This window comes from Spirillospora sp. NPDC000708 (genome assembly GCF_040299565.1).
In the GTDB taxonomy this organism is placed as follows: Bacteria; Actinomycetota; Actinomycetes; order Streptosporangiales; family Streptosporangiaceae; genus Spirillospora.
This window is the reverse complement of record NZ_JBEPCJ010000003.1, coordinates 160538-186374: the sequence shown is the minus strand read 5'-3', so window position 1 is coordinate 186374 and position 25837 is coordinate 160538. Positions and strand designations below refer to the sequence as shown.

The window sequence follows — 25837 nt, the reverse complement described above, 5'->3', positions numbered from 1 at the left end:
ACCGGTGGACGGCTCCGCCCACCAAGAATCCCCAACCACGTCCCCAGCCGCCACCCGACCGGCCGCCTGTGGACAGCCGGAGCCCGTCCGCAGGTCAGAGCGGTGTGACGATCCGGACAGATCCGTCAAGCGGTCCGCCGGCACCCCGGATAGATCGCTCAGGCGGCCCGCCGGCGCTCCGGACAGATGCGTCAGGCGGCCCGCCGGCACGGCCGCCGCCGCCGAAGGGAAACGCTCTCGGGCCGCCGGTGCGTGCGCCCCGAGAAGTGGATGGCCGCCGGGCCGTCCGCGCGGGCAGACTCTGCGGATGACCACCCTCACCCTCTGGCGGCCCGTCGGCCCGGCCGAGCTGGACCTGCTGCGCGCCGCGGACTGGCACGCGTGGCCGCCGCGCCTCCCGGACCAGCCGATCTTCTACCCGGTCCTCAACGAGGAGTACGCGATCAAGATCGCCCGGGACTGGAACGTGCCCGCGCACGGCTCCGGCTACGTGACCAGGTTCGAGGTCGAGGCCGCCTTCGCCGACCGCTACCCGGTCCGCCAGGTGGGCGGCCGGACGATCCTGGAGCTGTGGGTCCCGGCGGAGGAGCTGGAGGAGTTCAACGCGCACCTCGTCGGCCCGATCGAGGTCGTCCACGAGTTCCACGCCGACGCGTGACGCCTGTGGATAACGCCGTCCCCATCCCGGGGACGGCCGCCGTACCCACCGCCGTCCACCGCTCGTCCCCACCCCCGCTTCCTGGGGATATCCGCGTCTTCCCTGGCCACGAGCGGTTCCCGCGCCCCGGCACCACGCAATCCACATCCTGTGGATATCTCTGTTCACACCCCTGTGCGCCGGCTGTCCCCAGCCGGTGCGTCCGGTGCCCGGGGCGCGTCCGGCGCCCGGAGCGCGTCCGGCGGCCGGAGCACGGCAGGCGGCCGGAGAACCGGCGGCGCTCCGGGGCCGAGTGCGGCCGGTGCGCCGAGGCTCAGGTGACCAGCCCGTTGCGGTAGGCGTAGACGACCGCCTGAACACGGTCGCGCAGGTCCAGCTTGGTGAGGATGCGCGACACGTAGGTCTTGACGGTCTCCTGGCTGATCACCAGGGTCGCGGCGATCTCGCTGTTGGACAGCCCGTTGGCGATCAGCCGCAGCACCTCCAGCTCGCGCGGCGCCAGCGCGGTGCCCTCCGCCGCGCCCGGCGCGGGCCGGATCCGCTCCGCGTACTTGCCGACGAGCTGCCGCGTCACCTCGGGGGCCAGCAGCGCCGCACCGGACGCGACGGTGCGGATGCCCTGCAGCAGCTGCGCCGGCGGCGCGTCCTTGAGCAGGAACCCGCTCGCCCCCGCCCGCAGCGCCTCGTAGACGTACTCGTCCAGGTTGAACGTCGTCACCACCAGCACCTTCACGGGATGCTCCACCCCGGCGCCGGCGAGCAGGCGGGTCGCCTCGATGCCGTCGAGCACCGGCATCCGGACGTCCATCACCACCATGTCGGGGTTCAGCCGGCGGGCGAGGTCGACCGCGGCGCGCCCGTCCCCGCACTCGCCCACGACCTCCAGGTCCGGCTGGGCGTCGATGATCGTCGCGAACCCGGTGCGGATCAGCGCCTGGTCGTCGCAGACCAGGACCCGGACCGGCGCGGTCACGACGCGCTCCCCGACGGGATGCGGGCCCGCACCACGAACCCGCCGCCGGGCCGGGGGTCCGCGCTGAACTCCCCGCCCAGCGCCGCCACCCGCTCGCTCAGGCCGGTCAGGCCCCGCCCGCCGCCGCCGACGGCCGCGGCCCGCGACCCCGAGCCATCGTTGCCGACCTCCACCGTGATCTCCTTCTCGCCGTAACGCACCTGGACCGCGGCGCGGCTCCCGTGGGCGTACTTCAACACGTTCGTCAGGGCTTCCTGCACCACCCGGTAGGCGACCGACTCGGCGCTGCCCGCCGCCACCGCCGCCTCGCCCACCCGCGTGAACTCCACCGGCTGCCCGGCCCGCCGCGTCTGCTCCACGAGCGCGTCCAGGTCGCCCGCGGACGGCGCCCTGCCCGAACCGCCGTCGCCGTTCCCGTCCCCCGTGCCGTGGTCGGGGTTGAGCAGGTCGAGCAGGTGCCGCAGATCGGTGATGGCGCGCCGTCCGGTGTCGGTGACCGTGCTCAGCGTCTCGTCCAGCCGGTCGGGGGCCGCGACCAGGTAGCGCGCCGCCTCCGCCTGCACCACCATCGCCGTCACGTGGTGGGTCACCACGTCGTGGAGCTCGCGGGCGATGCGGGTGCGCTCGGCGGTCCGGGTGGCCTCGGCGACGCGGAGCCGGCGCTCGGCCTCGGCGGCCCGCGTCGAACGCAGCCACGCCCCGACCCCCCAGATCAGGGCGAGCGCAAGGTAGAACGTCACGTACTCGTCGGCCCGCTCGTTCGCGCCCACCCGGTTGAGCGCGACCGCGAACCCCACGTACAGGACCGACCCGGCGGCCATGGAGACGCGCCGGTTGCGCTCCAGGTAGGCGCCCGCGCTCAGCAGCGCGAAGGGGAGCGCGGTGCCCGCGACCAGGTGGTATCCGCGCATCTGGTCGGCGGCGAACCCGAGCGACACCAGCAGGAGGCACACGCCGGGCCACCGCCGCCGCACCGCCAGCGGGAGGCACTCCAGGAGGACGACGAGGGCCGCGAGCGCGTCGAACGGCCGGGTCGCCATCTCGCCGATCCGCGTCCCCGCGCCGTGGAAGGCCGGGACGAACGACATGGCGACCAGCAGCAGCGCCAACGGGAGGTCCCGGACCGTGACGTCGAACCGCCGCCACGCGTCCGGGAACCGTCCGAGATCCATCGCCGGAAGCCGCCGAAGACCGATCACCGGGAGAGCGTAGCGGTCTCGGCCGGCCGGGCGGCGGCGCTCCCGGCGGCCCCGGCGCCTCTCCGGCGGGCGGGCAGGACGTGGCCGCGCCGGCGGGCCAGCCACATGAACGCGACCATCACCGCCACCCCGGCCCCGACCGAGTACAGGCTCGCCTCCGGGCCGAACTCGCCGCCGGTGATCAGCGACGGGCCCGACATCGCACCGTCCAGCAGCCCCTTGTTCGAGCCGTTGCCCGACACCTCGGTACCGAAGATGCCCGACTCGGCGAAGTTCCACGCGAAGTGCAGCCCGATCGGCACCCACAGGTTGCGGGTCGCGGCGTACGCGGCGGCCAGCATGCCCCCGGCCTCCACCGCGATGGCGAGCGCGCCCCACAGGGTGGCGTGCGCGTTGGTGAGGTGCGAGAGCCCGAACAGCAGGCCGGTCAGCGCCAGCGCCGCCCACGTCCCGATGCGGCCCTCGACGATCCGGAACAGCACCCCCCGGAACAGCAGCTCCTCCGTCACCGCCGCGGCGGCCATGAAGCCGAACAGCCCGACCGCGCCCGCGACCGAGCCGAAGCCGTCGACCCGGTAGTCGCCGAGGAACGCGATGTTCACGATGACGGACGCGAACATCGCGAAGCCGATGAGCATGCCGCGCGCGACGGCGGCGCCGGCGCCCTTCCTCGCGATCTCCGCCGGCTCGCGGTGCTCCGTCCGCCGCACCACCCAGGCGTACACGATCGGCGCCAGGACGGCCGTCGCCATCCCCACCAGGAGGGTGAGGAGATCGTTCCCTTTCACCGCGGCGGCCGCCTGACCTCCGACGAGGGCGACCACCGCGACGGCCACCAGCTGCTTCACCAAACGCATTCCGACTCCTTCGGGGGGATCCGCGGCCCGAGCACCGCGGCGATGGAAGAACGCTATGGAATCGGCCCGTTCGGAAACGTCACCGCGCGGTGGACATTCCCGAGTAGCTCGCACGGGGGACAAGCCTTTCCGGGCCGGCGCCCGAATGGCGTGGGCGGCGCATTAGGCGGCTCCCACCGGTGGGCGCGACTTTGCCTGGAAAACGAGCATCCCCGCCTGCTCACCTGTCGTGAACAGTGCGGGGATGCCACGCGAGGACGCGGCGCGGCCGGGCTCGGTCAGTACGCGGCCAGGACGTGATCAGGACGCTGCAGGGACAGCCCGGGGACGCCGCCTCGCGGGGCTTCAGCTCGCGGCCTGCGCGGCGACGCGCTCGACGGCCCGGACGGCGACCTCGGGCTGCTCCAGGTAGATGTAGTGGCCGCTCTTCTCCGCGACCGTGAACCTGCTGCGGCCGGACAGCGCGAGCCACTTGCGCTCGCCCGCCGTCCAGGACCGCTCCAGGCGCGGGCCGGACCCCGGGACGGCCGCGAGGTACGGCTTCCCGTGCTTGATCACCTCCACCGGCATGTTCCCGGCGGAACGGACCTTCCCGTCCGGCATGGCGAGCCGCTCCGGGTTCTCCCCCTTGAAGACCGCGAGGTTCTGCGCGCGCAGCTCGGCCGCCGGGCCCTGCGCGGACGCGGGGATCGCCGCCGTCAGGTCGGCGAGCATGGACGGCGGCGTCGCGTCCATGAGGACCAGGCCCTTCACCCGGCCCCGGTGGTCGGGGGCGTACCGGGCGGCGATCAGCCCGCCCATCGAGTGCCCGGCCAGGACGACCGGAGCGTCCCCGGCGATCTTGTCGAGGACCCCGGTGAGGACCTTCCCGGTGCTGCCGAAGCTCTGCGGTCCGTCCGGCTTGTCGCTGGCGCCCGCGCCGAGCCGGTCGTAGGAGCAGACCCGGTTCTTCTTGGCGATCGTCTTCTGGAACGCGGCCATCTTGTCCAGCCCGTCGCCGCCGCCGTGCAGCAGGACGACGACCGGCCCGCCGTCCGCCCGCTCGCCCGAGCAGGACACGTTCACCTTCTTCCCCTCGACCTCGATCTTCTTCGTCCCGACGAAGGTGGCGGCCTTGTGGGCGTTCATGAACGGGAAGGAGCCCGAGTCGTCATCGCATCCGGTCAGCCCCGCGCCGGCCACCGCGCAGCAGAGAGCGGCCACGGCGAACGTCCTGAGCTTGCGAATCATCCTGTCCTCCAGCGAAAGAAACCGGCGGCCCGGCGAAATTGCCATTGCCTGGGATTTCGCGGCGGGAGCGCCGCGCTCACGCAGAGAACGCTATGGAATCGGCCCGTTCGGAAACGTCACCGCGCGGTGGACATTCCCAGGTAGCTCGCACGGGGGACGGGCACGGCCGGCACGCGCGTTTCCGCTCGTCCGCCGGGGCCGGACAACGCCGGACGTCTCAGTCCACGCCCCAGGACCGGAGTTTCTCGGGGTTCCGCACCGCCCAGATGTGCTTGATCCGGCCGTCCGCGATCTCGAACGCGTAGACCGTCGAGGTGACGCCTCCGTACTGGGCGACCAGGCCGGGCTGGCCGTTGACGGTGCGCTCCAGGAGCCGCGTCAGGCCCTGGGACCGGGCGGCGATGCCGGCGCAGTAGCGCGCGATCCGCTCGCCGCCCTCGATCGGGTGCAGCGTGGCGCTGACCAGGCCGCCGCCGTCGGCGGTGAAGGTGGCGCCGGGGTCGAGGAGGCCGACGAGCGCGCCGACGTCGCCGGCCTCCAGCGCCTCCTTGAAGTCCCGGACGATGCCGGCCTGCCGGGCCGCCGGAGCCGCGGGCGGCGCGGCGTCGCGGATGCGGCGGCGGGCCGAGGACGCCAGCTGGCGGCACGCCGCCGGGGTGCGCCCGGTGATCTCCGCGATCTCCGCGAACGGGTACCGGAACACGTCGTGCAGGACGAGCGCGACGCGTTCGGCCGGGGTCATCGCGTCGAGCACGACGAGGAAGGCCATGCTGACCGACTCGTCCAGGGTGATCCGGTCGGCCGGGTCGGGCGGGGCGGTGCCCATGCGGCCGCTGACCCACTGCCCGGGCTCCGGCACCGGTTCGGGGATCCACTCGCCCACATAGCGCTCCCGCCGCGCGCGCGCCGAGCCGAGCATATCCAGGCAGATGCGTCCGGCGACCTTCGACAGCCATGCTCCGGGGGACTCGATGGCGTCCTGCTGCTCCCGCGACATCGCGTACCAGCGGGCGTAGGTCTCCTGAACGACGTCCTCGGCCTCGGACAGGGAGCCGAGCAGCCGGTAGGCGAGATTGATCAGCCGGCGCCGCTCGCTGATGATCGCGCTCAGCCCCGCGTCGTCGTGCCGCGAATGGTCGGTCATGGTCCCAGAGGCTCCCTGCGTCGGATCCGCCCTCACCTCTCCGACGGGATACCGCACCGGAATGTGAGGCCCCGCCGCCGCCTGACATTCCGGCGGGCCGCCTCGTCGGACCGGTGACACCGATCCGCGGCGGGAGACCCGGCGGCGTGCGGCGACCGCCGCCGGCGCCCCGACCCGCCCGACGCGACAAGGAGATCATCGTGGCGACACCCAGTGCGGCCCCGGCCTCCGGCCCGGCCGACCCGGCGGGCACGGCCGGCCGGGACCCGAGGCGGTGGCTGATCCTCGCCGTCATCGCCGCCGCCCAGCTCATGGTCGTCCTCGACCTGACCGTCATGAACCTCGCGCTGCCGTCCGCGCAGCGCGCCCTCGGCTTCACGACCGCCGACCGGCAGTGGGTCGTGACCGCGTACGCGCTGTCGTTCGGCGGCCTGCTGCTGTTCTGCGGCCGCCTCGCCGACCTGGTCGGCCGCAAGGCGACCTTCCTCACCGGGCTCGTCGGCTTCGCGGCCGCCTCCGCCGCCGGCGGCGCCGCGACCGGCTTCCCCATGCTCGTGACGGCGCGCGCCTGCCAGGGGGTCTTCGGCGCGCTGCTCGCACCGTCCGCCCTGTCCCTGCTCGCCACCACGTTCAAGGACCCGAAGGAGCGCGCCAAGGCGTTCGGCGTCTACGGCATGGTCGCGGCCGCGGGCGGCGGCCTGGGGCTGCTGCTCGGCGGCGCGCTGACGTCCTCGCTGTCCTGGCGCTGGTGCATGTACGTCAACCTGCTCTTCGCCGCGGTCGCGATCACCGGCGGCGCGCTGCTGGTGCCCCGGCAGCCGCGGACGCCGGGCGGCCGGCTGGACGTCCCGGGCGTCCTGGCGGTGTCCGGCGGCATGTTCTGCCTGGTCTACGGCTTCTCCAACGCCGCGTCGCACAGCTGGGGCACGCCGTCGACCTGGGGGTTCCTGGCGGGCGGCGGCGCGCTCCTGCTCGTCTTCGCCGCCTGGCAGTCCCGCACCGCGCAACCCCTGCTCCCGCCCCGGATCGTCCTCGACCGCAACCGCGCCGGCGCCTACCTCACCGTCCTGATCAGCGGCGCGGGCACCTTCGGCGTCTTCCTGTTCCTCGTCTACTACATGCAGGTGACGCTGGGGTACTCGGCCGTCAGGTCCGGCGTCGCCATGCTGCCGATGGTGGTGCTCAGCGGGAGCACGGCCACCCTCGGCAACACCAGGCTGCTGCCGCGCTTCGGCCCGCGGCCGATGGTCATCGCCGGCATGCTGCTCAACACGGCCGGCATGGTCTGGCTGACGAGGATCGGCGCGCACTCGGACTACGCGTCGGCGCTGCTCGGCCCGCTCATGGTGACCGGCGCCGGCATGGGCCTCATCTTCGGCATGGCGGCCGCCACCGGCACCTTCGGGGTGGCGCCGCAGGACGCGGGGGTGGCGTCGGCGAGCATCAACACCGGGCAGCAGCTCGGCGGCTCGATCGGCACCGCGCTGCTCAACACCATCGCCGCCGGCGCCACCACCGGCTACCTGACCGACCACCTGCACGGGCGCCCGACGCCGCACCTGCTCCAGCTCGCCGCGATCCACGGCTACACCACGGTGTTCTGGTGGTGCGTGGGCATCTTCGCGACCGGCGCCGTCCTCTGCGGCGCGCTGCTCCGCCCCGGCCCGCTGCTCCGTCCCGCCGAAGCCGCAGCCCCGCGGCCCGACACCGAACCCGCCAGAACCCCGGCACCGAACTGACCAGCGCGCCCCCCGGCACTCACCAAGAGGGCGGGGTGCCGGGGGAGCTGTCCGATTCGCACCGCTGTGGCGGCTCGCGCGGTACAGGATGTGCACATGAGCGGTTCTGGCTTGGCGGCGAGCCTGGCGTCCCTGTCGGGTGTGGTCGTCGGAGCGGTCATCGCGGCCGGCGGCTCGTACTGGACCCAGCGGCTGCTGAGCCGGGAGTCGACGGCCCGGGCCAGAGCGGACCGGCTCGCCGCGCTCAGAGCGGAGCGCAAAGAGGCGCTGCAGGAGTTCATGGACGCCGCACAGGCCATGGAGCGTGCGAGCCACCGCCGGTTCCGGGACGCCCCGCTGGGAAGCGACACCGGCGATGTCACCCATCGCTTCTGGTACCTGCAGCGGTGCCTCGACCTCGTCTGCTCTCCCGAACTGCGCACCGCCGCGCTCGCCTACGCCGGACGCCTGGACGCGGCGCTCTGGCACGAGCGCCCGGCGGACGGCACGCACGAGGACTTCATCCGCGACGCGCGCGAGACGTTCCTCAAGGCGGCACGCAAGGAACTCGGCATCCCCGAACTCGAAGAGCACGTATAAACCGCACGCCACCCGCCCGTCCCCTGGAGGCCGGGACGGCGCAATGCCGAACAAGCAGAAGGCCGCTCGCCACCAACAAGGAGGCCGTCGGCCGCCTGGCATGCCGCCCACATCCTGCCCCTCCGCCGCCGAGGTCGGCGACTGGAGGTCGCCTGCGCGGTGCCCCGCTCGGCCGCCTGTCGCCTGCCGACTGACATCGCCGGAACCCTCAACTGGACTCGCTGGGAGTCGCCTGGTCTTCGGTGTCGCGTGAGGTCGCGGCCCGCGCGTAGTCCAGGAAGGCCAGTGCCGGACGGGTGGGTCGGTGTCGGTGCCAGGCCAATACGGTGCGCCGGGCGAGTTTGGGTCGGTGCACGCGGAGGACGACCAGGTCGGGGCGGGAGGGCACGAGGCCGGTGCCGGGGACGAGGCCGGCACCGGGGACGAGGGCGACGCCGAGGCGGCGGGCCGCCAAGTCGATGAGAAGGCCGATGTCGTCGGTCTCGGCGTGGATCAAAGGCGTGAATCCGGCCTTGGCGCAGGCGGTTTCCAGGACGGTTCGCAGGCCGCTGCCGTGGGTGAGCGTGGCCAAGGGCTGGTCCTTGAGTGCGGTCAGGGTGATGTGAGCCCGGCCGGCGAGCGCGTGGTCGGGCGCAACGAGGGCCAAGAGCGGTTCGGTGGTGTAGGCGGCGGTGGCGACGGCGGCGGGCAGCGGCTGCCCGGTGATCCCCAGCAGCGCGGCGTCCAGGGTGCCCTTGGCGACGTGTTCAGCCAGGTGTTGCGGGTTGGCGGTGCGTAGGGAGATCTCCACGAGCGGATGGTCGTGGTGGAACGCGGCGAGCACATCCAGCAGGGAGGGCGGCGGGGACTGGATGGTGCCGATCGAAAGGCGCCCGGCCAGAGCCCCGGCCAGAGAGGCTACGGCGTCGCGGCCTCGGGCGACGGTCTCCAGGGTCTCGCGGGCGAAGGGAAGGAACATCTCCCCGGCCGCGGTCAGCCGGATCTGCCGTCCGGACCGGTCGAACAGTTCCTGGCCCAGTTCGTGTTCGAGCCGGGCGATCTGCTGGCTGATCGCCGGCTGCGCGACGTGAACCCGCGCCGCGGCACGGGTGAAGTTCAAGTCCTCGGCCACCGTCACGAAGTACCGAAGCTGCCGCAACTCCATAGTGAAAACTTATCAGTGATCATCAAAATCATATCTTGGACTTTTGATCGTTCCCCGCCACATCCTGGAGGTGTCCGGCGCCCGCCCCGTGCTGGCAGGCCTTCCGCGCCCGGCCGCGATCATCCTGCGGGCCGCGATGAACCGATTTGGAGAGCCATGACTTCCCCCGCGACCCCCGGCCGGCGGCGTATGCCTTACCATCCGCCGCTGGTGCACGTTCCGATCGGCGCGTCGATCACGGCGGCCGTCCTCGACGCGATCTCCGCGGCCACCGGGTCCGGCCACGGCTCGGCGCGCAACCTGTACGAGGCCGCGACCTGGGCGCTCATGGTCGGCATGGGCGTGATGTTCGTGGCGGCCCTGGCCGGCCTGGCCGACCGGTCCCGTGTGCTGGAGCGCGGGCCCGTCGCGCGGCGGGGGGTGAATCGGCACGCGGCGATCATGGGAACCGTGATGGTGTTGACGATCGCCGAGCTCACCTTGCGTCGCCAGCGGTATCCCGACGCCGGAGCCCCACCGGCGGCGGTGCTCGTGGTCGAGGCGATCGCGGTCGCGCTCACGATCTTCGGCCTGCATGTGGGCGGCAAGCTCGTCCACGGAAGGGGCCAGGGCCTCGCCGCGGGTGTCGCGCCCGCTCCGGCACCCGCCGGCGGCATCGAGGAACCGGCGGAGCGGTGAGCTCGCCGACGCTCACGGGCCGCCACGGGGCGCGGCCGGGTGCCGCGCTCCGCAGCGCCGGAATCGTGCTGTTCATATGCTGTTTCAGCTTGGTCATGACCCAGGTCGACGCCACCGCCGTGAACGTCGCGCTGCCGACCATGGGCCGCGATCTCGGCGGCGGGGTCAGCGCCCTGCAGTGGGTCGTCGACGGCTATGTGCTGGCGCTGGCCTGTCTGGGGGTGACCGGCGGCGGGCTCGGCGACCGCTTCGGCCGTCGCATCGTCTACCTCGTCGGCTTGGCGGTCTTCACCCTCGCCTCGCTCGCGTGCGGGGCCGCCCCGGACCTTCCGGCCCTGATCGCCGCGCGGGTCCTCCAGGGTGTGGGCGCGTCCATGCTCATGCCGGTGACCCTGGCCATCATCGCCCACACCTTCGACGACCCGGCCGCCCGGACCCGGGCGATCGGCGTGTGGGCCGGGTCCTCGGGCGTAGCGGCTGGGGCCGGGCCGTTGATCGGCGGCGCCCTGGTCGCCGCCGTCGACTGGCGTGCCATCTTCGTCTTGAACGTGCCGATCGGCGCGCTGGGCCTGTTCCTGACCCGCCGCTACGTCCCCGAGTCCCGCGCCGAGCGCCCGCGACCGTTCGACGCCGCCGGGCAGACGCTCTGGATCCTGACCACCGCCAGCCTGGCCTACGCCCTCATCCACGCCTCTTCCGCCGGCTGGCTGTCGACACCGGGCCTGCTGCTGTTCGGCACAGCGGCCGTCGCGGCAGTCTCCTTCGGTGTCGCCGAGACGCGATCCCGGCATCCGCTCATCGATCCGACGCTGTACAGGGACCGGGCGTTCGCCGGCGCGAGCCTGCTGGCCGTGCTGTTCTACCTGGCGTTCAACGGCATCCTGTTCATCGGCTCTCTGCAACTGCAACAGCTCCAGGGCCTGTCCCCGATGCAGACCGGCCTGAGGCTGCTCCCCGCCCCGGCCGCATTGGCCTTGGCCAGCACCGCTGCCGGGCGTCTGGCGCCGCGCCTCGGGGCGCGGCCGATCCTGCTGTCCGGCGCCGCAGCCCTGACCGCCGGCTCGGTTCTGCTCGTCCTCACCGAACAGAACACCGGTCCGCTGCCCACCGAATCGGCCTTCCTGCTCCTCGGCGCCGGTCTGGGCCTGGCCAATCCGCTACTCACCGACATCGCGATGGTCGCAATGCCCCCGGCCCGCGCCGGCGTGGCCTCCGCGACCGTGGGAACCTCGCGACAACTCGGGGCCGTCCTCGGCGTCGCCGTGATGGGATCGCTGGCCACCGTGCACGGTCCGCGGACCGGCCACAGCGCGACGCATACCACCCCCGCGCTCGACCCCAGGCCGGGATACCTTGCGGCCACCGCCGCAGCACTCGCCGCGGTGCTCCTCACGACCTGGAGCACGTCTCGACGAGCAGCCCCGGCGACCACGCCTGCAGAGCCGACGTAATAGCGGGGTGGACGCCTCCCGCGCAGCCGCAAGCAACCCCAAAAGGCGGGCGGAGTGATTCAAGGGCTCGCGGCGTACGGGCCGGTGGCACGGGGTCCGAGTGCCATGGGAGTGCCAAACGATCGAGAGGCCGGTTCCGAGCTTTCCGGAACCGGCCTCTGACCTGCGTTTTCGTTGTGGGCCTAGGTGGACTTGAACCACCGGCCTCATCCTTATCAGGGATGCGCTCTAACCGACTGAGCTATAGGCCCGCACTGCCGCCGCCCTTGCGGCGCAACCAGAGATTACCCCATGTGGAAGGGCAACCGGAAATCGATTGCCGGACGGCGGCGGGATCGCGCTACTCGGCCTCCTTGAGGGTGACCTCGACACCGCCCACGAGGTCGGCGGCGAGGTTGTAGATCACCGAGCCGACCGTGGACAGGGCGGTGATGAGCAGGACGTTCAGGGCGCCCACGAGGACCGTGTAGCCGAACACGCGGGCGAAGGAGAACCAGTTGCCGGCGTCGACGCCGCCGGTGGTGTCGCCCTGCTGCTTGGTGAGGCTGTTCACGGTGTCGCTGATCGCGTCGAAGACGCCGAGGCCGGACAGGATCACGTACAGCACGACGACGGCGACCAGCAGCACGACGAAGCAGACCAGCGACATCACGAAGCTGAACTTCATCACCGACCACGGCTCGAGCCGGGCGAGCTGGAGCTGGGCCTTGCGGGCCGGCTTCGCCTGCGCGGGCGCGTTGGAGTTCACCGGCGCGACCGCGGCGGACGGGCGGTCCTTCAGGACGGTCCCGGCGAAGCCGGAGCCGGGCCGGCTCCCCGAGCCGCCGCCCGACGCGGCGGCGGCCGCCGGCGCGGGAGGAGGCACCGACGGCTTCTCCGTACGGCCCGCCGACCTGGACCCGGACGGTTCCGCGGGCTTCGTCCAGCTGGGCTTGCCGGCGTCCTTGGCGGGCCTGGCGGCGTCCTTCGCGGGCCGGGACGGCTCGGCGGTGTCCCTGACCGGAGCGATCTCCGGCGAGCCGGACGCCTCCGGCTCGTCCTTCAGGTGGGCGAGGTCCACCCGGGTCTCGTCCGAACCGGAGGAGCCGGACGAGGACTTCGAACCGCCGTCCGGCGCGGCGGCGTCGGAGTCGACCTCGGCGGCGGGCTCGTCCCGGGCGGGCTTCGCGGACGCCGCGGCGACGGTCCGGTCCCCGGACTTCCCGGAGGCGGCCGGACGGCCGGCGGGCTTGCCGGCCGTCCCCTTGCCGCTGCGGCCCCCGCCGGGCCCGCCCTTGCTCTTGCCGGGCTCCGTGCTCACGTGTCCTCCTGGCCTAGCGGCTCGGTGAGGCGGACGGACGCGTCACTCACCATCGCCCCCCTCGGCGTCGACTGAGTCCTCAATGGTGGACTCTACGTTCCTCGCGATCGCGACCACGCTGTCCCCCTCGGCGAGGTTCATCAGGCGGACGCCCATGGTCTGCCTGCCGGACTGCTTGATCTCCGCTGCGCTGGTGCGGATGACCCCGCCGTTCGAGGTCATGCCGAAGACCTCGTAGTCCGGGCGGACCATCAGAGCCCCTACCAACCTGCCGCGAGACTCCACGATCTTAGCGGTGAGAACTCCCTTACCACCCCGTCCTTGGACCGGGTACTGGTCGACGGGCGTCCGCTTGGCGTAGCCGCCCTCGGTCGCGACCAGGACATCGTGATCGGAGTCCTTCACGACCAGCATGTTCAGGACTTCCTGGTCCTCCTCGAAGCGCATGCCGATCACGCCGGAGGTGGCGCGGCCCATCGGGCGCAGCGAGTCGTCGTCGGCGTGGAACCGGATCGCCTGCGCGCCGGTGGACACCATCAGCAGGTCGTCGTCGGCGGAGACGAGCCGCGCGGCGATCACCTCGTCGTCGTCGATCAGGTTGATCGCGATGATGCCGCCGGTGCGGGGCGAGTCGAAGTCGCTCAGCGCGGTCTTCTTGACGCGGCCCTTCTTCGTGGCGAGCACGAGGTAGGGGGCGACCTCGTAGTCGCGCAGGTCCATGACCTGGGCGATGTGCTCGTCCGGCTGGAACGCGAGGAGGTTCGCGACGTGCTGGCCGCGCGAGTCGCGCCCGGCGTCCGGCAGCTCGTACGCCTTCGCCCGGTACACCCGGCCCTTGTTCGTGAAGAACAGGATCCAGTGGTGCGTCGTGGTGACGAAGAACTGGTCGACGATGTCGTCCTGCTTGAGCTGCGCGCCGCGGATGCCCTTGCCGCCGCGCCGCTGCGCCCGGTACAGGTCCGTCTTGGTGCGCTTGGCGTAGCCGCCGCGGGTGATGGTGACGACGACGTCCTCTTCGGCGATGAGGTCCTCGTACGACACGTCACCGTCGAACGGGATGATCTGCGTGCGCCGGTCGTCGCCGAACTTCTCGACGATCGGGGCCAGCTCGTCGCCGACGATCTGGCGCTGCCGCTCCGGCGAGGCCAGGATCTCGTTGTAGTCGGCGATCTCCGCCATCAGCTTGTCGTACTCGTCGGTGATCGCCTGGCGCTCCAGGGCGGCGAGCTTGCGCAGCTGCATGTCCAGGATCGCCTGCGCCTGGATCTCGTCGATCTCCAGCAGGTCCATCAGGCCCTGCTGCGCCTCCGAGGCCGACGGCGACCGGCGGATCAGCGCGATGACCTCGTCGATCCGGTCGAGCGCCTTCAGCAGCGCGCGCAGGATGTGGGCGCGCTCCTCGGCCTTGCGGAGCAGGAACCGGGTGCGGCGGACGATGACGTCGATCTGGTGCGCGACCCAGTGCCGGACGAACTGGTCGACGCGCAGCGTGCGCGGCACGCCGTCGACCAGCGCGAGCATGTTCGCGCCGAACGTCTCCTGCAGCTGGGTGTGCTTGTACAGGTTGTTCAGGACGACCTTGGCGACCGCGTCCCGCTTGAGGACGATCACCAGGCGCTGGCCGGTCCGGCCGGACGTCTCGTCGCGGACGTCGGCGATGCCGTCGAGCTTGCCGTCCTTGACCGACTCGGCGATCTTCAGCGCGAGGTTGTCCGGGTTGACCTGGTAGGGGAGCTCGGTGACGACCAGGCAGGTGCGGCCCTGGATCTCCTCGACCTCGACGACGGCGCGCATCGTGATGGAGCCGCGGCCGGTGCGGTAGGCCTCCTCGATGCCCTTGCGGCCGACGATCAGGCCGGCGGTCGGGAAGTCGGGGCCCTTGATCCGCTCGATCAGCGCCTCGAGCAGCTCCTCGTCGGACGCGCCGTAGTTCTCCAGGTACCAGCGGACGCCGTCGGCGACCTCGCGCAGGTTGTGCGGCGGGATGTTCGTGGCCATCCCGACCGCGATGCCGGCGGACCCGTTGACCAGCAGGTTCGGGTACCGCGACGGCAGGACGTCCGGCTCGGCGGAGCGGCCGTCGTAGTTCGGGGAGAAGTCGACGGTCTCCTTGTCGATGTCGCGCAGCAGCTCCATCGCCAGGGGCGCCATGCGGCACTCGGTGTACCGCATGGCCGCCGCGGGGTCGTTGCCGCGCGAACCGAAGTTGCCGTTGCCGTCGACCAGCGGATACCGCATCGACCACGGCTGCGCCAGGCGGACCAGCGCGTCGTAGATCGGCGAGTCGCCGTGCGGGTGGTAGTTCCCCATGACGTCGCCGACGACGCGCGCGCACTTGAAGTAGCCGCGGTCGGGCCGGTAGCCGCCGTCGTACATCGCGTACATGACCCGGCGGTGCACCGGCTTGAGGCCGTCGCGGACATCGGGCAGCGCGCGGGACACGATGACCGACATCGCGTAGTCGAGATAGCTCTTCTGCATCTCGACCTGGATGTCGACCGGTTCGATCCGCCCGTCCGAGTGTCCGCCCTCTGCGGTCACGTCCGTCACTCTCAAGACCTCTTCTGCTAAGTGGGAACGAAGTACGACGCCCGATGGGAGCCCCGCCGCCGGTCAGGGCGGGCCGGGGCCGCCGCACCTGTCAGATGTCGAGGAAGCGCACGTCCTTGGCGTTGCGCTGGATGAACTCCCGGCGGGGTTCGACCTCCTCGCCCATGAGCACGCTGAACAGCTCGTCGGCCTGCGCGGCGTCGTCGAGCTGCACCTGCAGCAGGACCCGGTTGTCGGGGTCCATCGTGGTGTCCCACAGCTCGTTGGCGTTCATCTCGCCGAGGCCCTTGAAGCGCTGCACCTGGTCGCGGGGGCGCGGGTCGCGCTTGCCCGCGGCGATCCCGGCCTCGATGATCGCGTCGCGCTCGGCGTCGGAGAAGGCGTAGTCGGCCTCGTTGCCCCGGGCGTCCCACTTGATCTTGTACAGCGGGGGCTGCGACAGGTACACGTGCCCGGCCTCGATCAGCGGCTTCATGAACCGGAACAGCAGCGTCATCAGCAGCGTGTTGATGTGGTGGCCGTCGACGTCGGCGTCCGACATCAGGATGATCTTGTGGTACCGCAGCTTGGAGATGTCGAACTCGTCGTGCACCCCGGTGCCGAGCGCGGTGATGATCGCCTGGACCTCGTTGTTCTTGAGGATCTTGTCGATCCGCGCCTTCTCCACGTTCAGGATCTTGCCGCGGATCGGCAGGATGGCCTGGAAGTGCGGGTTGCGGCCGCCCTTCGCCGAGCCGCCCGCCGAGTCGCCCTCGACGATGTACAGCTCGGACCTGGACGGGTCGGTCGACTGGCAGTCCGACAGCTTGCCGGGCAGCGACGTCGACTCCAGCAGGCTCTTGCGCCGGGTCAGGTCGCGCGCCTGCCGCGCCGCCACACGCGCGCGCGCGGCCTGCGACGCCTTGTTGATGATCTCCTTGGCCTCGCCCGGGTTCTCCTCGAACCAGTCGCGGAGATGCTCGTTGCAGGCCCGCTGCACGAACGACTTCGCCTCGGTGTTGCCGAGCTTGGTCTTCGTCTGCCCCTCGAACTGCGGGTCGGCCAGCTTGATCGAGATGATCGCGGTGAGGCCCTCGCGGACGTCCTCACCGGTCAGGTTGTCGTCCTTCTCGCGCAGCAGCCCCTTGTCGCGCGCGTACCGGTTGACGATCGTGGTCAGCGCCGCGCGGAACCCCTCCTCGTGGGTGCCGCCCTCCGCCGTGTTGATCGTGTTCGCGAACGTGTGCACCGACTCGGCGTACGAGGAGTTCCACTGCATGGCGATCTCCACCGACATGCCCTCGGTGTCGTCGCCGAAGTAGATCACCGACTCGTGGACCGCGTCCTTGCGCGCGTTGATGTAGCGGACGAAGTCCTCGATGCCGCCCTCGTAGTGGTACTTCACCACGTGCGGCTCGCCGTTGGACTCGCCGTTGGAGTGGTCGGGGCGCTCGTCGCGGAGGGTGATCGACAGGCCCCGGTTCAGGAACGCCATCTCCTGCATGCGGCGCGACAGCGTCTCGAAGTTCCACTCGAGGGTCTCGAAGATGTCGCCGTCGGGCCAGAAGGTGATGCGGGTGCCCGTCTCGGCGGTCTCCTCGCCCTTCCGCAGCTCCGTCTCGGGGCCCTGCCAGGTGTAGGACTGCCGCCACACGTGGCCGTCGACCTTGACCTCGGCCTCCAGCCGGGTCGACAGGGCGTTCACCACCGCGGAGCCGACGCCGTGCAGGCCGCCGGAGACCGCGTAGGACTTCCCGTCGAACTTGCCCCCGGCGTGCAGCGTCGTCAGCACCAGCTCGATCGCCGGCCGCTTCTCCACCGGATGCTCGCCCACCGGGATGCCGCGGCCGTTGTCGACAACGCTGACGCCGCCGTCCGCGCGCAGCGTCACGACGATGTCGTCGGCGTAGCCCGCGAGGGCCTCGTCGACCGAGTTGTCCACGATCTCGTAGACCAGGTGATGGAGGCCGCGCTCACCGGTCGACCCGATGTACATGCCCGGACGCTTGCGAACCGCTTCCAAGCCTTCAAGGACAGTGATCGAACTAGCGTCGTACGCCAAAGGAGATCCTCCTGCCGGGGATGGTGAGCCGCCCCGCGCCCAGGGGAGCGCGGTGTGCCCCGTACACACATGAGGGCGCCCTAGTGCTCTGTACGTGTTCGTGAGAGCTCCGGGCACCCCATGGCGGTGCAGCATCCTGAACCCGTCATCATTCTACCGGGTCACACGGCGAAAAGTGGCACTCCCGAGCGCTGTGTGCGCGTGTGGCGGCCGAGCGGGCCTGGAGATGCATCCCCCCATAGCCCTAGGGGGGTTCTCTGGCCTACGGCGCCCTCGTTGCTGAACTCGTCACCGGGCTTCCCGAACAGATGTTCCCACCCGCCACTGACATCCCGTCACCCCGCGCAACCGGCGGCCCGGCGGCGCGTGATCGGCCCCGCCGCCTTGTCACTTCCCGACGACGCCGGTCACGGACGACGCCGGTTCCCGAGGACCCGTCGCCGCCGATCGGCGATTCAGCGTACGCGCCAGCCGCCGGTGCGACGGGGGCCCGACGCCGGGCCGACCACCTTCACCCGGCGGACCGTCCCGTGACCCAGCTCCTCGTTCAGCCGCCGCACCAGCGTCGACGACAGCAGCCGCAGCTGCGTCGCCCACGTCGTGGAGTCGGCGGCGACGGTCAGCTCCCCGTCCTCGAACCGCTCCGGGCGGGTGTGCTCGGCCAGCTCGGGACCGACGATGCCGGCCCAGTTGCCGAACACGCCGCCGACCGCGGCGCGCTGCTCCCACCCCCGCGTGGCCAGCAGCTCCCGGATCGCCGCGCCGAACGCCTTCGGGTCGCCGCCGCGGCCCGGGTCCCGCGTGCGGACGGGCTTCGCGGCGCCCTTGCGCCGCCCGCCCTGGCCGGGCAGCGTGCCGCGCTTCAGCGCGTCCGCCTTCGCCTGCGCCAGCGCCTCCCGCGCCAGCTCGATCCCCGACTTCGCCGGGGCCGCCGGCTCCCCGGACGCGGCGGCCGCATCGGCCGTCCCGCCGTCCACAGCCTGGGGATCGCCGGCTCCGTCCACACCCCCGGGTTCCGGAGAATTCACCGGACCGGGGGAGTTGTGCACATCCTGTGGATCATCGGCGCCCGAGCCGGGACGTTCTCCCCCGGCCCGCCGCTTCTGGGGATCACTGGCCACCTGCGCGCCCCTTCCCGGTCAGTCCCGGACGACCCGGCCGTCGGAGACGGTGTAGGAACCGCCCGTCAGCTCCTCCGGGACGTCGGCCGGCACCGCCGCGGTGATCAGCACCTGCTCCGCCGGCGCCACCATCTCCGCCAGCCGGCTGCGGCGCCCCGCGTCCAGCTCGGCGAACACGTCGTCGAGGATCAGCACCGGGTCGTCGCCGTCCGCGCGGAGCAGGTCGAACGCCGCGAGCCGCAGCCCCAGCGCGAACGACCACGACTCGCCGTGGCTGGCGTACCCGCGCGCGGGCAGCTCCCCCAGCCGCAGGACGAGCTCGTCGCGGTGCGGCCCGACCAGGCTCACCCCGCGCTCCAGCTCCTGCTTGCGGGACTCCGCCACACCGGCGAGCAGCTGCTCGCCCAGCCGTCCACGGTCTGTGGACAACTCCTCGGCGCCCAGCGAGCTCCGGTAGTGCAGATCCGCCAGGCCGCTGGACGGGGCGAGCGCCGCGTACGCGCGCGCGACGAGCGGACGCAGCGCCTCCACCAGCTCCAGCCGCCCGGCCAGCAGCTCCGCGCCGGTCCGCGCGAGGTGCGCGTCCCACACGTCCAGCGTCGCGAGCACCTCCGGGCCGGGGGACCGGCGGTGCGCCGCCGCCGACTTCAGCAGCGCGTTGCGCTGCTTGAGGACCCGCTCGTAGTCGGACCGGACCGCCGCGAACCGGGGGGCCCGCGCCGTCAGCAGCTCGTCCATGAACCGGCGGCGCTCCCCCGGGTCGCCCTTCACCAGAGCGAGGTCCTCGGGGGCGAACAGCACCGTCCGCAGCATCCCCAGGATCTCCCGCGGCCTGGGGACGGGGGACCGGTTCAGCCGCGCCCGGTTCGCCTTCCCCGGGTTGATCTCGAGCTCGATCAGCGCCTTGCGGTCGTCCTTCACCACCCCCGCGCGGACGATCGCGCGCGGCGCGCCCTGCCGGACGAGCGGCGCGTCCGTCGCGGCGCGGTGGCTGCCGTGCGAGGCGACGTACCCGATCGCCTCGACCAGGTTCGTCTTGCCCTGCCCGTTCGGCCCCACGAACGCGGTCACGCCCGGCGCGAGCGCCACCTCCGCGGTGGCGTACGACCGGAAGTCCTGGAGCGAGAGGTGGGCGACGTGCACGGGACACGAGGGTAGAGCCTTTCGCGCGCCGCCCACACACCCGGCGCGTTCTGTGGATAACTCCGCGGCGGGTCAGACCTTCGGGGGCTCCACGTCGGCGCCGGGGGAGTCGGCGCCCTTGGCGGACTCGATCGCGTGCCCGCCGAACTGGTTGCGCAGCGCCGCGACGACCCGCATCGCGGGGGAGTCGTCCTGCCGGGAGGCGAACCGCGCGAACAGCGACGCGCTGATCGCCGGCAGCGGCACCGCGTGCTCCACGGCGGCCTGCACCGTCCAGCGCCCCTCGCCGGAGTCGTTGGCGTAGCCGCGCAGGTCGTCCAGCTCCGGGTCGTCCTTGAGGGCGCGGTTCAGCAGGTCCAGCAGCCAGGACCGGATGACCGTGCCCTCCTGCCAGCTGAGGAACGTCTCCGGCACCCGGGTGACCAGCGGGCTCGCCTCGATCAGCTCGTAGCCCTCGCCGAACGCCTGCATCATCGCGTACTCGATGCCGTTGTGGACCATCTTCACGTAGTGGCCCGCGCCGATCTTCCCCGAGTGCACGAAGCCGTACTCGCCCTCCGGCTTGAGGGTCTCGAAGATCGGCATCATCCGCTTCACGTTCTCGTCGTCGCCGCCGACCATGAGCGCGTAGCCGTTCTGCAGGCCCCACACACCGCCGCTGACGCCGCAGTCGAGGAAGCCGATGCCCTTCGCCGCCAGCTCCTCGCCGTGCTTCTGGTCGTCCACATAGTGTGAATTACCGCCGTCCACGACGAGGTCGCCCGCGTCGAGGACCTCCCCCAGCTTGTTGACGGTGTCCTGCGTCGGGCCGCCCGCGGGCACCATCACCCACACGGCACGGGGCGGGGTCAGGCGCCGGACCAGCTCCTCGACCGAGCCGACGTCGCTGAGATCGGCGTTGTGGTCGTAGCCGATGATCGTGTGACCGCCGCGCCGCAGCCGCTCGGCCATGTTGGCGCCCATCTTGCCCAGGCCGATGATGCCCAGCTCCATGCTCACTTCTCCCCTGTGCGTCGCTGCCCGTGCCCGTCCGCGGGGGCGACTCCCCCGCGGACCGGTCGTCTCCCCAGGTATGCCCCAGGACCGGTCTTTACCCAGACAACCGCACCGGCATGATCAGATAACGGTAGTTCGGGTTCTCACCGTCCTGCGGCGGCTTGCCCGTCAGCACCGCCGGCTTGGTCGGCGTCGTGAACGACAGCCGCGCGACGTCCGAGCCGATCGCCGAGAGCCCGTCGAGCAGGAACCCGGGGTTGAAGGCGATGTCGATGTCCTCGCCCTCCAGCGTGGCCTCCAGGGCCTCCACGGCCTGCGCCTCGTCGCCCGTCCCCGCCTCCAGGACGACCTCGCCCTGGCTGAAGGACAGCCGCACGGGGGTGTTGCGCTCGGCGACCAGCGACACGCGCTTCACCGCCTCGATGAACTGCCCCGTGTTCACCTCCGCCAGCCCCGCGTACTCGCTCGGCAGCAGCGACCGGTACTTGACGAAGTCGCCGTCCAGCAGCCGCGAGGTGGTGCGGCGCCCGCCGCCCTCGAAGCCGATCATGCCCTCGCCGGCGCCGCCCGTCCCGGCCAGCGCCATCGACACCTCGGCGCCCGCGGTCAGCGACTTGGCCGTGTCGGCGAGCGTCTTCGCCGGGACGAGCGCGACCGCGGAGAAGTCCGGCCGCTCCGGCTTCCAGTGCAGCTCCCGGACGGCCAGCCGGTACCGGTCGGTCGACGCGAGCGTCACCGTCTCGCCCTCGATCTCCACGCGCACGCCGGTGAGCATGGGGATCGTGTCGTCCTTGCCAGCGGCGATCGCGACCTGCGCGACGGCCGCGGCGAACTCGTCGCTGCCCACCGCGCCCGCGGCCGGCGGCATCTCCGGCAGCGACGGGTAGTCCTCCACAGGCATGGTGAGGAGGGTGAACTTCGCGCTCCCGCAGCGCAGCATCACCTTCGCGCCGTCGGTCGTCACCTCCACAGGGTGGGGAGGAAGGCTGCGCGAGATCTCGGCGAGCAGGCGGCCGGACACCAGCGCCGTCCCCGCCTCCTCCACGTCGATCTCCGTCGAGACCTGCGCGGAGACCTCGTAGTCGAACGCCGACAGCTTCAGGCGGTCGTCGTTGCCTTCGCCTCCGGCGACGATGTGCATGCCCGCGAGCACCGGCACCGGGGGCCGGACCGGCAGCGTGCGCGCCGTCCAGGCCACGGCGTCGGCCAGGGCGTCTCTGTCGATGCGGAACTTCAAGGGGACCCGCCTCCTGCAGGTGTCGGACAAGGGTGAGGTGGTTCGGCCTCGGCTCGGGCGCTCGGGGCGCGTTGTCCCCAGGCCCTAGCTTGAGTTGGATCTTTTCTTGAGTAGAGAAGTAGTGCAGTACCAGTAATAGGGGCCGTGGATAGTGTGGACAGCCCGCGTTCCCGCAGGTGAGGCCGCGGATCTCTGTCCACGGGGGCTGTGCATCGGCGGTGGACGCGGCGAGCCGCGCTGGGGACGGCGATTCCGTCCCCACACGTCATCCTCACGTCATCCCCCGGTTGTCCACGAGTTTTCCGCAGGTTCTCCCTGGCCGCGGCGTCGGCCGGCCGTCGTGGCGGGGACCGGTCGGGGCCGTCCCCAGGGCGTCCCCAACGCTTCCCCAGCTTGTCCACGGGTTCGTCCCCATGATGCCGGGTGGCCGTCCCCAGGGCTTCCACAATCGGTCCACGAGTCGTCCCCATGTTGTCCGCAGGTTTTCCCCGGCCTTTCGGTCGGGATCCCCAGGGTTATCCCCAGGCTGTGCGTGTCGATCTTGATTCGGGCGCCATCCCGGCCCTGTCTCGATCGGGCGTTCGAACGGGCCTGTGCACGGTCCTTGTACACAGCCCGGGAAGGGCCGTCCCCAGGCTTATCCTCAGCGTTTGCGGGCCTGGTGCTTGATCCGCCCGGTGAGCTCGGTGACCTGGTTGTAGATCGCGCGGCGCTCCGCCATCAGCGAGCGGATCTTGCGCTCGGCGTGCATCACGGTGGTGTGGTCGCGGCCGCCGAACTGCTGGCCGATCTTCGGCAGCGACAGGTCCGTCAGCTCCCGGCACAGGTACATCGCGATCTGCCGGGCCGTCACCAGCATCCGGGACCGCGACGGCCCGCACAGGTCCTCGATCGTCGTGCCGAAGTACTCCACCGTCTGCGCCATGATCATCGCGGCGGTGATCTCCGGGCCGGAGTCGTTCGGGATCAGGTCCTTCAGGACGATCTCCGCCAGCTTCATGTCGACCGACTGCCGGTTCAGGCTCGCGAACGCCGTCACCCGGATCAGCGCGCCCTCCAGCTCCCGGATGTTCGTCGCGATCTGCGAGGCGATGAACTCCAGCACGTCCGGCGGCGCGGCCAGGCCCTCCTGGCGGGCCTTCTTCTGCAGGATCGCGATCCGGGTCTCCAGCTCCGGCGGCTGGACGTCGGTCGTCAGGCCCCACTCGAACCGGTTGCGCAGCCGGTCCTCCAGCGTGACCAGCTCCTTGGGCGGCCGGTCGCTGGAGATCACGATCTGCTTGCTGGCGTTGTGGAGCGTGTTGAAGGTGTGGAAGAACTCCTCCTGCGTCTGCTCCTTGCCCTCAAGGAACTGGATGTCGTCGACGAGGAGGATGTCGACGTCCCGGTAGCGGCGGCGGAACCCGTCCGCCTTGCCGTCGCGGATCGAGTTGATGAAGTCGTTCGTGAACTCCTCGGAGCTGACGTACCGGACCCGCGCGCCATTGAACAGGCTCTGCGCGTAATGGCCGATCGCGTGCAGCAGGTGCGTCTTTCCGAGGCCGGAGTCCCCGTAGATGAACAGCGGGTTGTACGCCTTGGCGGGCTGCTCGGCGACGGCGACGGCCGCCGCGTGCGCGAACCGGTTGGAGGAGCCGATGACGAACGTCTCGAACGTGTACTTCGGGTTCAGGCGGGCGTGCTCGGACGCGCCGGCGCCCTGACCGCCGCCACCCTCGCGCGCGCCCCCGGGCGCTCCTGATCCGGAGGAGGCGGGACCTCCTGGTCCGCCGGGACCGCCGGGACCTCCAGGGCCGCCGCCCGGTGCGGGGACCGGTCCACGGGAGTCGGACGCCTCGTCGTCGCGGAAACCGCCTTCACCGCGGTACGGCGGCTCTTCACCCCGGTACTGCTCGGACGCCGGGTACTGCTCCGGCCCTGTGTACGACTTCTCCGCGCCGGGGAACTCCGTCTTGTACGACTCCTCGTCGTGTCCCAGCGGAGGCTCGGCGGAACCATGCTGGGGCTCCCGGCCGAGCGGTTCGCCGCGCCCCCCCGGACGCAGCGGGCCGAGGGTCCGATCGTTGAGATGCGACGGCGCGTGCGGGGGCCTTCCGGGAGGCTCGCCTCCGTACCCCTCCGAACCGCCGAATCCCTCCTGCCCGCCGAACCCCTCCTGCGGACGGCCGCGCCCCGGAAAACCCGGGACGTGCCCCCGGTCATAGGAGGACGGCCCCCGGCCGCCCGGACCGGCGCCGTACGCCGGAGGGCGCGGAGCCGGGGGGAACGGCGCGCCGTGGTCGTTGTCGCGCTGCGGCCATCCACGATCGTTGTCGTCGCCCTGTGGATATCCACCGGGAAGGCCGGGCCTGTGGGTAACTTCGGACGGCGCGCGATACCCCGGGTCGCCGTACGGCTGCTCCGGGTACGAGCGGTCGCCGTAATCCTGACGCTCCGAGTAAGGAGAGTCGCCGTACGGCTGCTGGTCCGTATAAGGCCGGTCGCGGTCCCGCTCGCGCTCGCGGTCGTCGAGGGGCCGTTCGCCATAAGAAGGAGGTGCGGACTCGTGCGGCCCGCCGCCGGGCACCGGCGCCGGCAGCGGCTCGCCCGCCCCCGCCCGCGAACCGCCGCCCGGGCCAGGGCCCGGCACCGCGGGCGGCTCCGGCTGGACCGTCACCGCGACACGGATCTCCCTGCCCAGCTCATGGGAGAGCGCCTGCGTGATGAGGTTGCGCAGCCGGGTCTCCAGCGCGTCCTTGGCGAACTCGTTCGGCGCCGCGAGCAGCGCCGTCCCCTCCACCAGGGCCAGCGGGCGGACCATCGGCAGCCATGCGCGGTAGCTCGGGGACAGATCGCTCTCAGACAGCGCGGTGAGGGTGCGGGCCCAGACCGATCCGAGATCCTGACCGTCCATGCGCAAGGTCCCCTCCCCACAACTCCGGTCAACGGAGTACCTGACTGCCCGGTTCTCCCACGGGTTGCGGCCCGCCTCGTTGGGCACGGCCGCGACGCGGAAGCCTTACTCTCTCACGAGTTGTCCACAGAGTTGTCCACATGCTGTGCATAGGCATGCGGGACCCTGTGCAAAACTCCGCCGCAGGGGCGGGAGACGCGGGGACGGGAGGTCTCCGGCCACTTCGGCGGCCGGTGCGCGGGCGGTTCTCTGACGGGGGGTTCGGCGGGCGGAACACCGACCGCGATCCAGATCGTCACGGGAATGTCGGCGTGCCCGGAAGGAAGACCTTAACCCCTGCCGATCCCACCCGCAACAAGAAGCAGCCGAGAGCTCAGGCCCCGCCCGGAGCGAACGGCCACCCGTCGTATGCGCACCGACCGCCTGGCGAGGAGGGCCTGGCGGGGGCGCCTGCCGACGGGTGCCGCGCTAGGGCCGGGACGCCGCACGGGCGACGGGCAGCCAAGCTCGGGCGAGGGCCGGCCGTGCTCGGGCTGAGGCCGGCCGGCAGGGTCGGGGAACCGGTGATCCGTTTGACCCGGCGGGCGGATAGCCCGTAACGTGCTGAGGTCGAGTCGCATCGACGGAGGTGACGCGTGCCCGCCGGTCGTCCGCCCGGACGGCACGGGTGGGCCCCCGCTGCGGGGGACCGAACGCGGGCCCTCGATGCGAGCTATCGCGCCTTTCTAGTCGAACCGACCGCAGCACTGGAGCCTCAAAGTGAGCAAGCGTACATTCCAGCCGAACAACCGCCGCCGCCACAAGAAGCACGGCTTCCGGCTGCGGATGCGCACGCGCGCCGGGCGCGCCGTCCTCTCCTCGCGGCGCGGCAAGGGCCGCGCCCGCGTCGCGGTCTGACCGACCT

20 protein-coding genes and 1 tRNA gene are annotated in these 25837 nt (G+C 71.8%); 6 read left to right on the top strand and 15 right to left on the bottom strand.

Features of this window, described 5'->3' with window-relative positions:
* Positions 1–307: 307 nt before the first annotated feature.
* Positions 308–658, top strand: a complete 351-nt coding sequence (locus ABT299_RS03775) for a hypothetical protein (RefSeq protein WP_500249661.1) — start codon at positions 308–310, stop codon at positions 656–658.
* A 313-nt stretch (positions 659–971) separates the two neighbouring features.
* Here the strand turns inward: ABT299_RS03775 and ABT299_RS03770 are convergent, their stop codons facing one another.
* The 5 genes from ABT299_RS03770 to sigJ all read right to left on the bottom strand — a co-directional run bounded on the left by ABT299_RS03770 (position 972) and on the right by sigJ (position 6061).
* Positions 972–1631, bottom strand: coding sequence for a response regulator (locus ABT299_RS03770; RefSeq protein WP_190857698.1), 660 nt, complete (start codon positions 1629–1631; stop codon positions 972–974).
* On the bottom strand, positions 1628–2803 hold the full coding sequence (locus ABT299_RS03765; RefSeq protein WP_500249721.1) for a sensor histidine kinase: 1176 nt from the start codon (positions 2801–2803) through the stop codon (positions 1628–1630). Before ABT299_RS03765 ends, ABT299_RS03770 begins: the two co-directional genes overlap by 4 nt.
* Positions 2804–2826: 23 nt before the next feature.
* A complete protein-coding gene (locus ABT299_RS03760; RefSeq protein WP_500249660.1) occupies positions 2827–3687 on the bottom strand; it encodes a CPBP family intramembrane glutamic endopeptidase in 861 nt (286 codons plus the stop codon).
* Between the two features lie 345 nt (positions 3688–4032).
* Entirely contained in the window at positions 4033–4917 is an 885-nt protein-coding gene (locus ABT299_RS03755) for an alpha/beta fold hydrolase (protein ID WP_500249659.1), read from the bottom strand.
* A gap of 217 nt (positions 4918–5134) precedes the next feature.
* Positions 5135–6061 (bottom strand): RNA polymerase sigma factor SigJ, encoded by a 927-nt coding sequence (gene sigJ / locus ABT299_RS03750; protein ID WP_190857692.1) that lies wholly within the window; start codon positions 6059–6061, stop codon positions 5135–5137.
* A gap of 200 nt (positions 6062–6261) precedes the next feature.
* Here sigJ and ABT299_RS03745 point away from each other — a divergent pair, with 200 nt between their 5' ends.
* Together ABT299_RS03745 and ABT299_RS03740 are read left to right on the top strand one after the other, a co-directional pair.
* Positions 6262–7800 carry an MFS transporter gene (locus ABT299_RS03745; RefSeq protein WP_500249658.1) on the top strand — a complete coding sequence of 513 codons (1539 nt, stop codon included), beginning with the start codon at positions 6262–6264 and terminating at the stop codon, positions 7798–7800.
* Positions 7801–7896: 96 nt separating this feature from the next.
* Positions 7897–8379 carry a hypothetical protein gene (locus ABT299_RS03740; protein WP_190857684.1) on the top strand — a complete coding sequence of 161 codons (483 nt, stop codon included), beginning with the start codon at positions 7897–7899 and terminating at the stop codon, positions 8377–8379.
* 208 nt (positions 8380–8587) lie between these two features.
* On the opposite strand, the gene ABT299_RS03735 is transcribed toward ABT299_RS03740, so the two are convergent.
* The gene (locus ABT299_RS03735) at positions 8588–9523 is read right to left on the bottom strand and encodes a LysR family transcriptional regulator (RefSeq protein ID WP_500249657.1); all 936 of its coding nucleotides are present in this window, start codon (positions 9521–9523) and stop codon (positions 8588–8590) included.
* A gap of 156 nt (positions 9524–9679) precedes the next feature.
* On the opposite strand from ABT299_RS03735, the gene ABT299_RS03730 reads away from it, so the two are divergent.
* Positions 9680–10201: a DUF2231 domain-containing protein gene (locus tag ABT299_RS03730; protein WP_500249656.1), complete on the top strand. Its 522-nt coding sequence runs from the start codon at positions 9680–9682 to the stop codon at positions 10199–10201.
* Positions 10198–11652: an MFS transporter gene (locus ABT299_RS03725; RefSeq protein WP_500249655.1), complete on the top strand. Its 1455-nt coding sequence runs from the start codon at positions 10198–10200 to the stop codon at positions 11650–11652. The genes ABT299_RS03730 and ABT299_RS03725 overlap by 4 nt, the downstream gene beginning before the upstream one ends.
* Before the next feature lie 177 nt (positions 11653–11829).
* On the opposite strand, the gene ABT299_RS03720 is transcribed toward ABT299_RS03725, so the two are convergent.
* The 9 genes from ABT299_RS03720 to dnaA all read right to left on the bottom strand — a co-directional run bounded on the left by ABT299_RS03720 (position 11830) and on the right by dnaA (position 24933).
* A tRNA-Ile gene (locus ABT299_RS03720) sits at positions 11830–11903 on the bottom strand.
* An 89-nt stretch (positions 11904–11992) separates the two neighbouring features.
* A complete protein-coding gene (locus ABT299_RS03715) occupies positions 11993–12952 on the bottom strand; it encodes a DUF3566 domain-containing protein (RefSeq protein WP_347256742.1) in 960 nt (319 codons plus the stop codon).
* A gap of 42 nt (positions 12953–12994) precedes the next feature.
* The gene (gyrA, locus tag ABT299_RS03710) at positions 12995–15502 is read right to left on the bottom strand and encodes a DNA gyrase subunit A (protein ID WP_190857673.1); all 2508 of its coding nucleotides are present in this window, start codon (positions 15500–15502) and stop codon (positions 12995–12997) included.
* A gap of 91 nt (positions 15503–15593) precedes the next feature.
* On the bottom strand, positions 15594–17543 hold the full coding sequence (gyrB, locus tag ABT299_RS03705) for a DNA topoisomerase (ATP-hydrolyzing) subunit B (protein ID WP_190857670.1): 1950 nt from the start codon (positions 17541–17543) through the stop codon (positions 15594–15596).
* A gap of 455 nt (positions 17544–17998) precedes the next feature.
* Complete coding sequence (locus tag ABT299_RS03700) at positions 17999–18520, bottom strand: DciA family protein (RefSeq protein ID WP_190857667.1); 522 nt, start codon at positions 18518–18520, stop codon at positions 17999–18001.
* A 162-nt stretch (positions 18521–18682) separates the two neighbouring features.
* Complete coding sequence (gene recF, locus ABT299_RS03695; protein WP_190857660.1) at positions 18683–19807, bottom strand: DNA replication/repair protein RecF; 1125 nt, start codon at positions 19805–19807, stop codon at positions 18683–18685.
* Between the two features lie 72 nt (positions 19808–19879).
* Positions 19880–20800 carry a phosphogluconate dehydrogenase (NAD(+)-dependent, decarboxylating) gene (gene gnd, locus ABT299_RS03690; RefSeq protein WP_387025765.1) on the bottom strand — a complete coding sequence of 307 codons (921 nt, stop codon included), beginning with the start codon at positions 20798–20800 and terminating at the stop codon, positions 19880–19882.
* Positions 20801–20897: 97 nt separating this feature from the next.
* Entirely contained in the window at positions 20898–22040 is a 1143-nt protein-coding gene (dnaN, locus tag ABT299_RS03685) for a DNA polymerase III subunit beta (protein ID WP_190857656.1), read from the bottom strand.
* Between the two features lie 643 nt (positions 22041–22683).
* Positions 22684–24933, bottom strand: a complete 2250-nt coding sequence (gene dnaA, locus ABT299_RS03680) for a chromosomal replication initiator protein DnaA (RefSeq protein ID WP_500249654.1) — start codon at positions 24931–24933, stop codon at positions 22684–22686.
* Positions 24934–25692: 759 nt separating this feature from the next.
* On the opposite strand from dnaA, the gene rpmH reads away from it, so the two are divergent.
* Positions 25693–25830, top strand: a complete 138-nt coding sequence (gene rpmH / locus ABT299_RS03675) for a 50S ribosomal protein L34 (protein ID WP_151593908.1) — start codon at positions 25693–25695, stop codon at positions 25828–25830.
* Positions 25831–25837 lie beyond the last annotated feature (7 nt).

Coding starts and splice junctions, on each gene's coding strand:
- ABT299_RS03775 (WP_500249661.1), top strand. CDS start 308: ATGACCACCCTCACCCTCTGGCGGCCCGTCGGCCCGGCCGAGCTGGAC.
- ABT299_RS03765 (WP_500249721.1), bottom strand. CDS start 2,803: ATGGATCTCGGACGGTTCCCGGACGCGTGGCGGCGGTTCGACGTCACG.
- ABT299_RS03760 (WP_500249660.1), bottom strand. CDS start 3,687: ATGCGTTTGGTGAAGCAGCTGGTGGCCGTCGCGGTGGTCGCCCTCGTC.
- ABT299_RS03755 (WP_500249659.1), bottom strand. CDS start 4,917: ATGATTCGCAAGCTCAGGACGTTCGCCGTGGCCGCTCTCTGCTGCGCG.
- sigJ (WP_190857692.1), bottom strand. CDS start 6,061: ATGACCGACCATTCGCGGCACGACGACGCGGGGCTGAGCGCGATCATC.
- ABT299_RS03740 (WP_190857684.1), top strand. CDS start 7,897: ATGAGCGGTTCTGGCTTGGCGGCGAGCCTGGCGTCCCTGTCGGGTGTG.
- ABT299_RS03735 (WP_500249657.1), bottom strand. CDS start 9,523: ATGGAGTTGCGGCAGCTTCGGTACTTCGTGACGGTGGCCGAGGACTTG.
- ABT299_RS03730 (WP_500249656.1), top strand. CDS start 9,680: ATGACTTCCCCCGCGACCCCCGGCCGGCGGCGTATGCCTTACCATCCG.
- gnd (WP_387025765.1), bottom strand. CDS start 20,800: ATGGAGCTGGGCATCATCGGCCTGGGCAAGATGGGCGCCAACATGGCC.
- dnaA (WP_500249654.1), bottom strand. CDS start 24,933: ATGGACGGTCAGGATCTCGGATCGGTCTGGGCCCGCACCCTCACCGCG.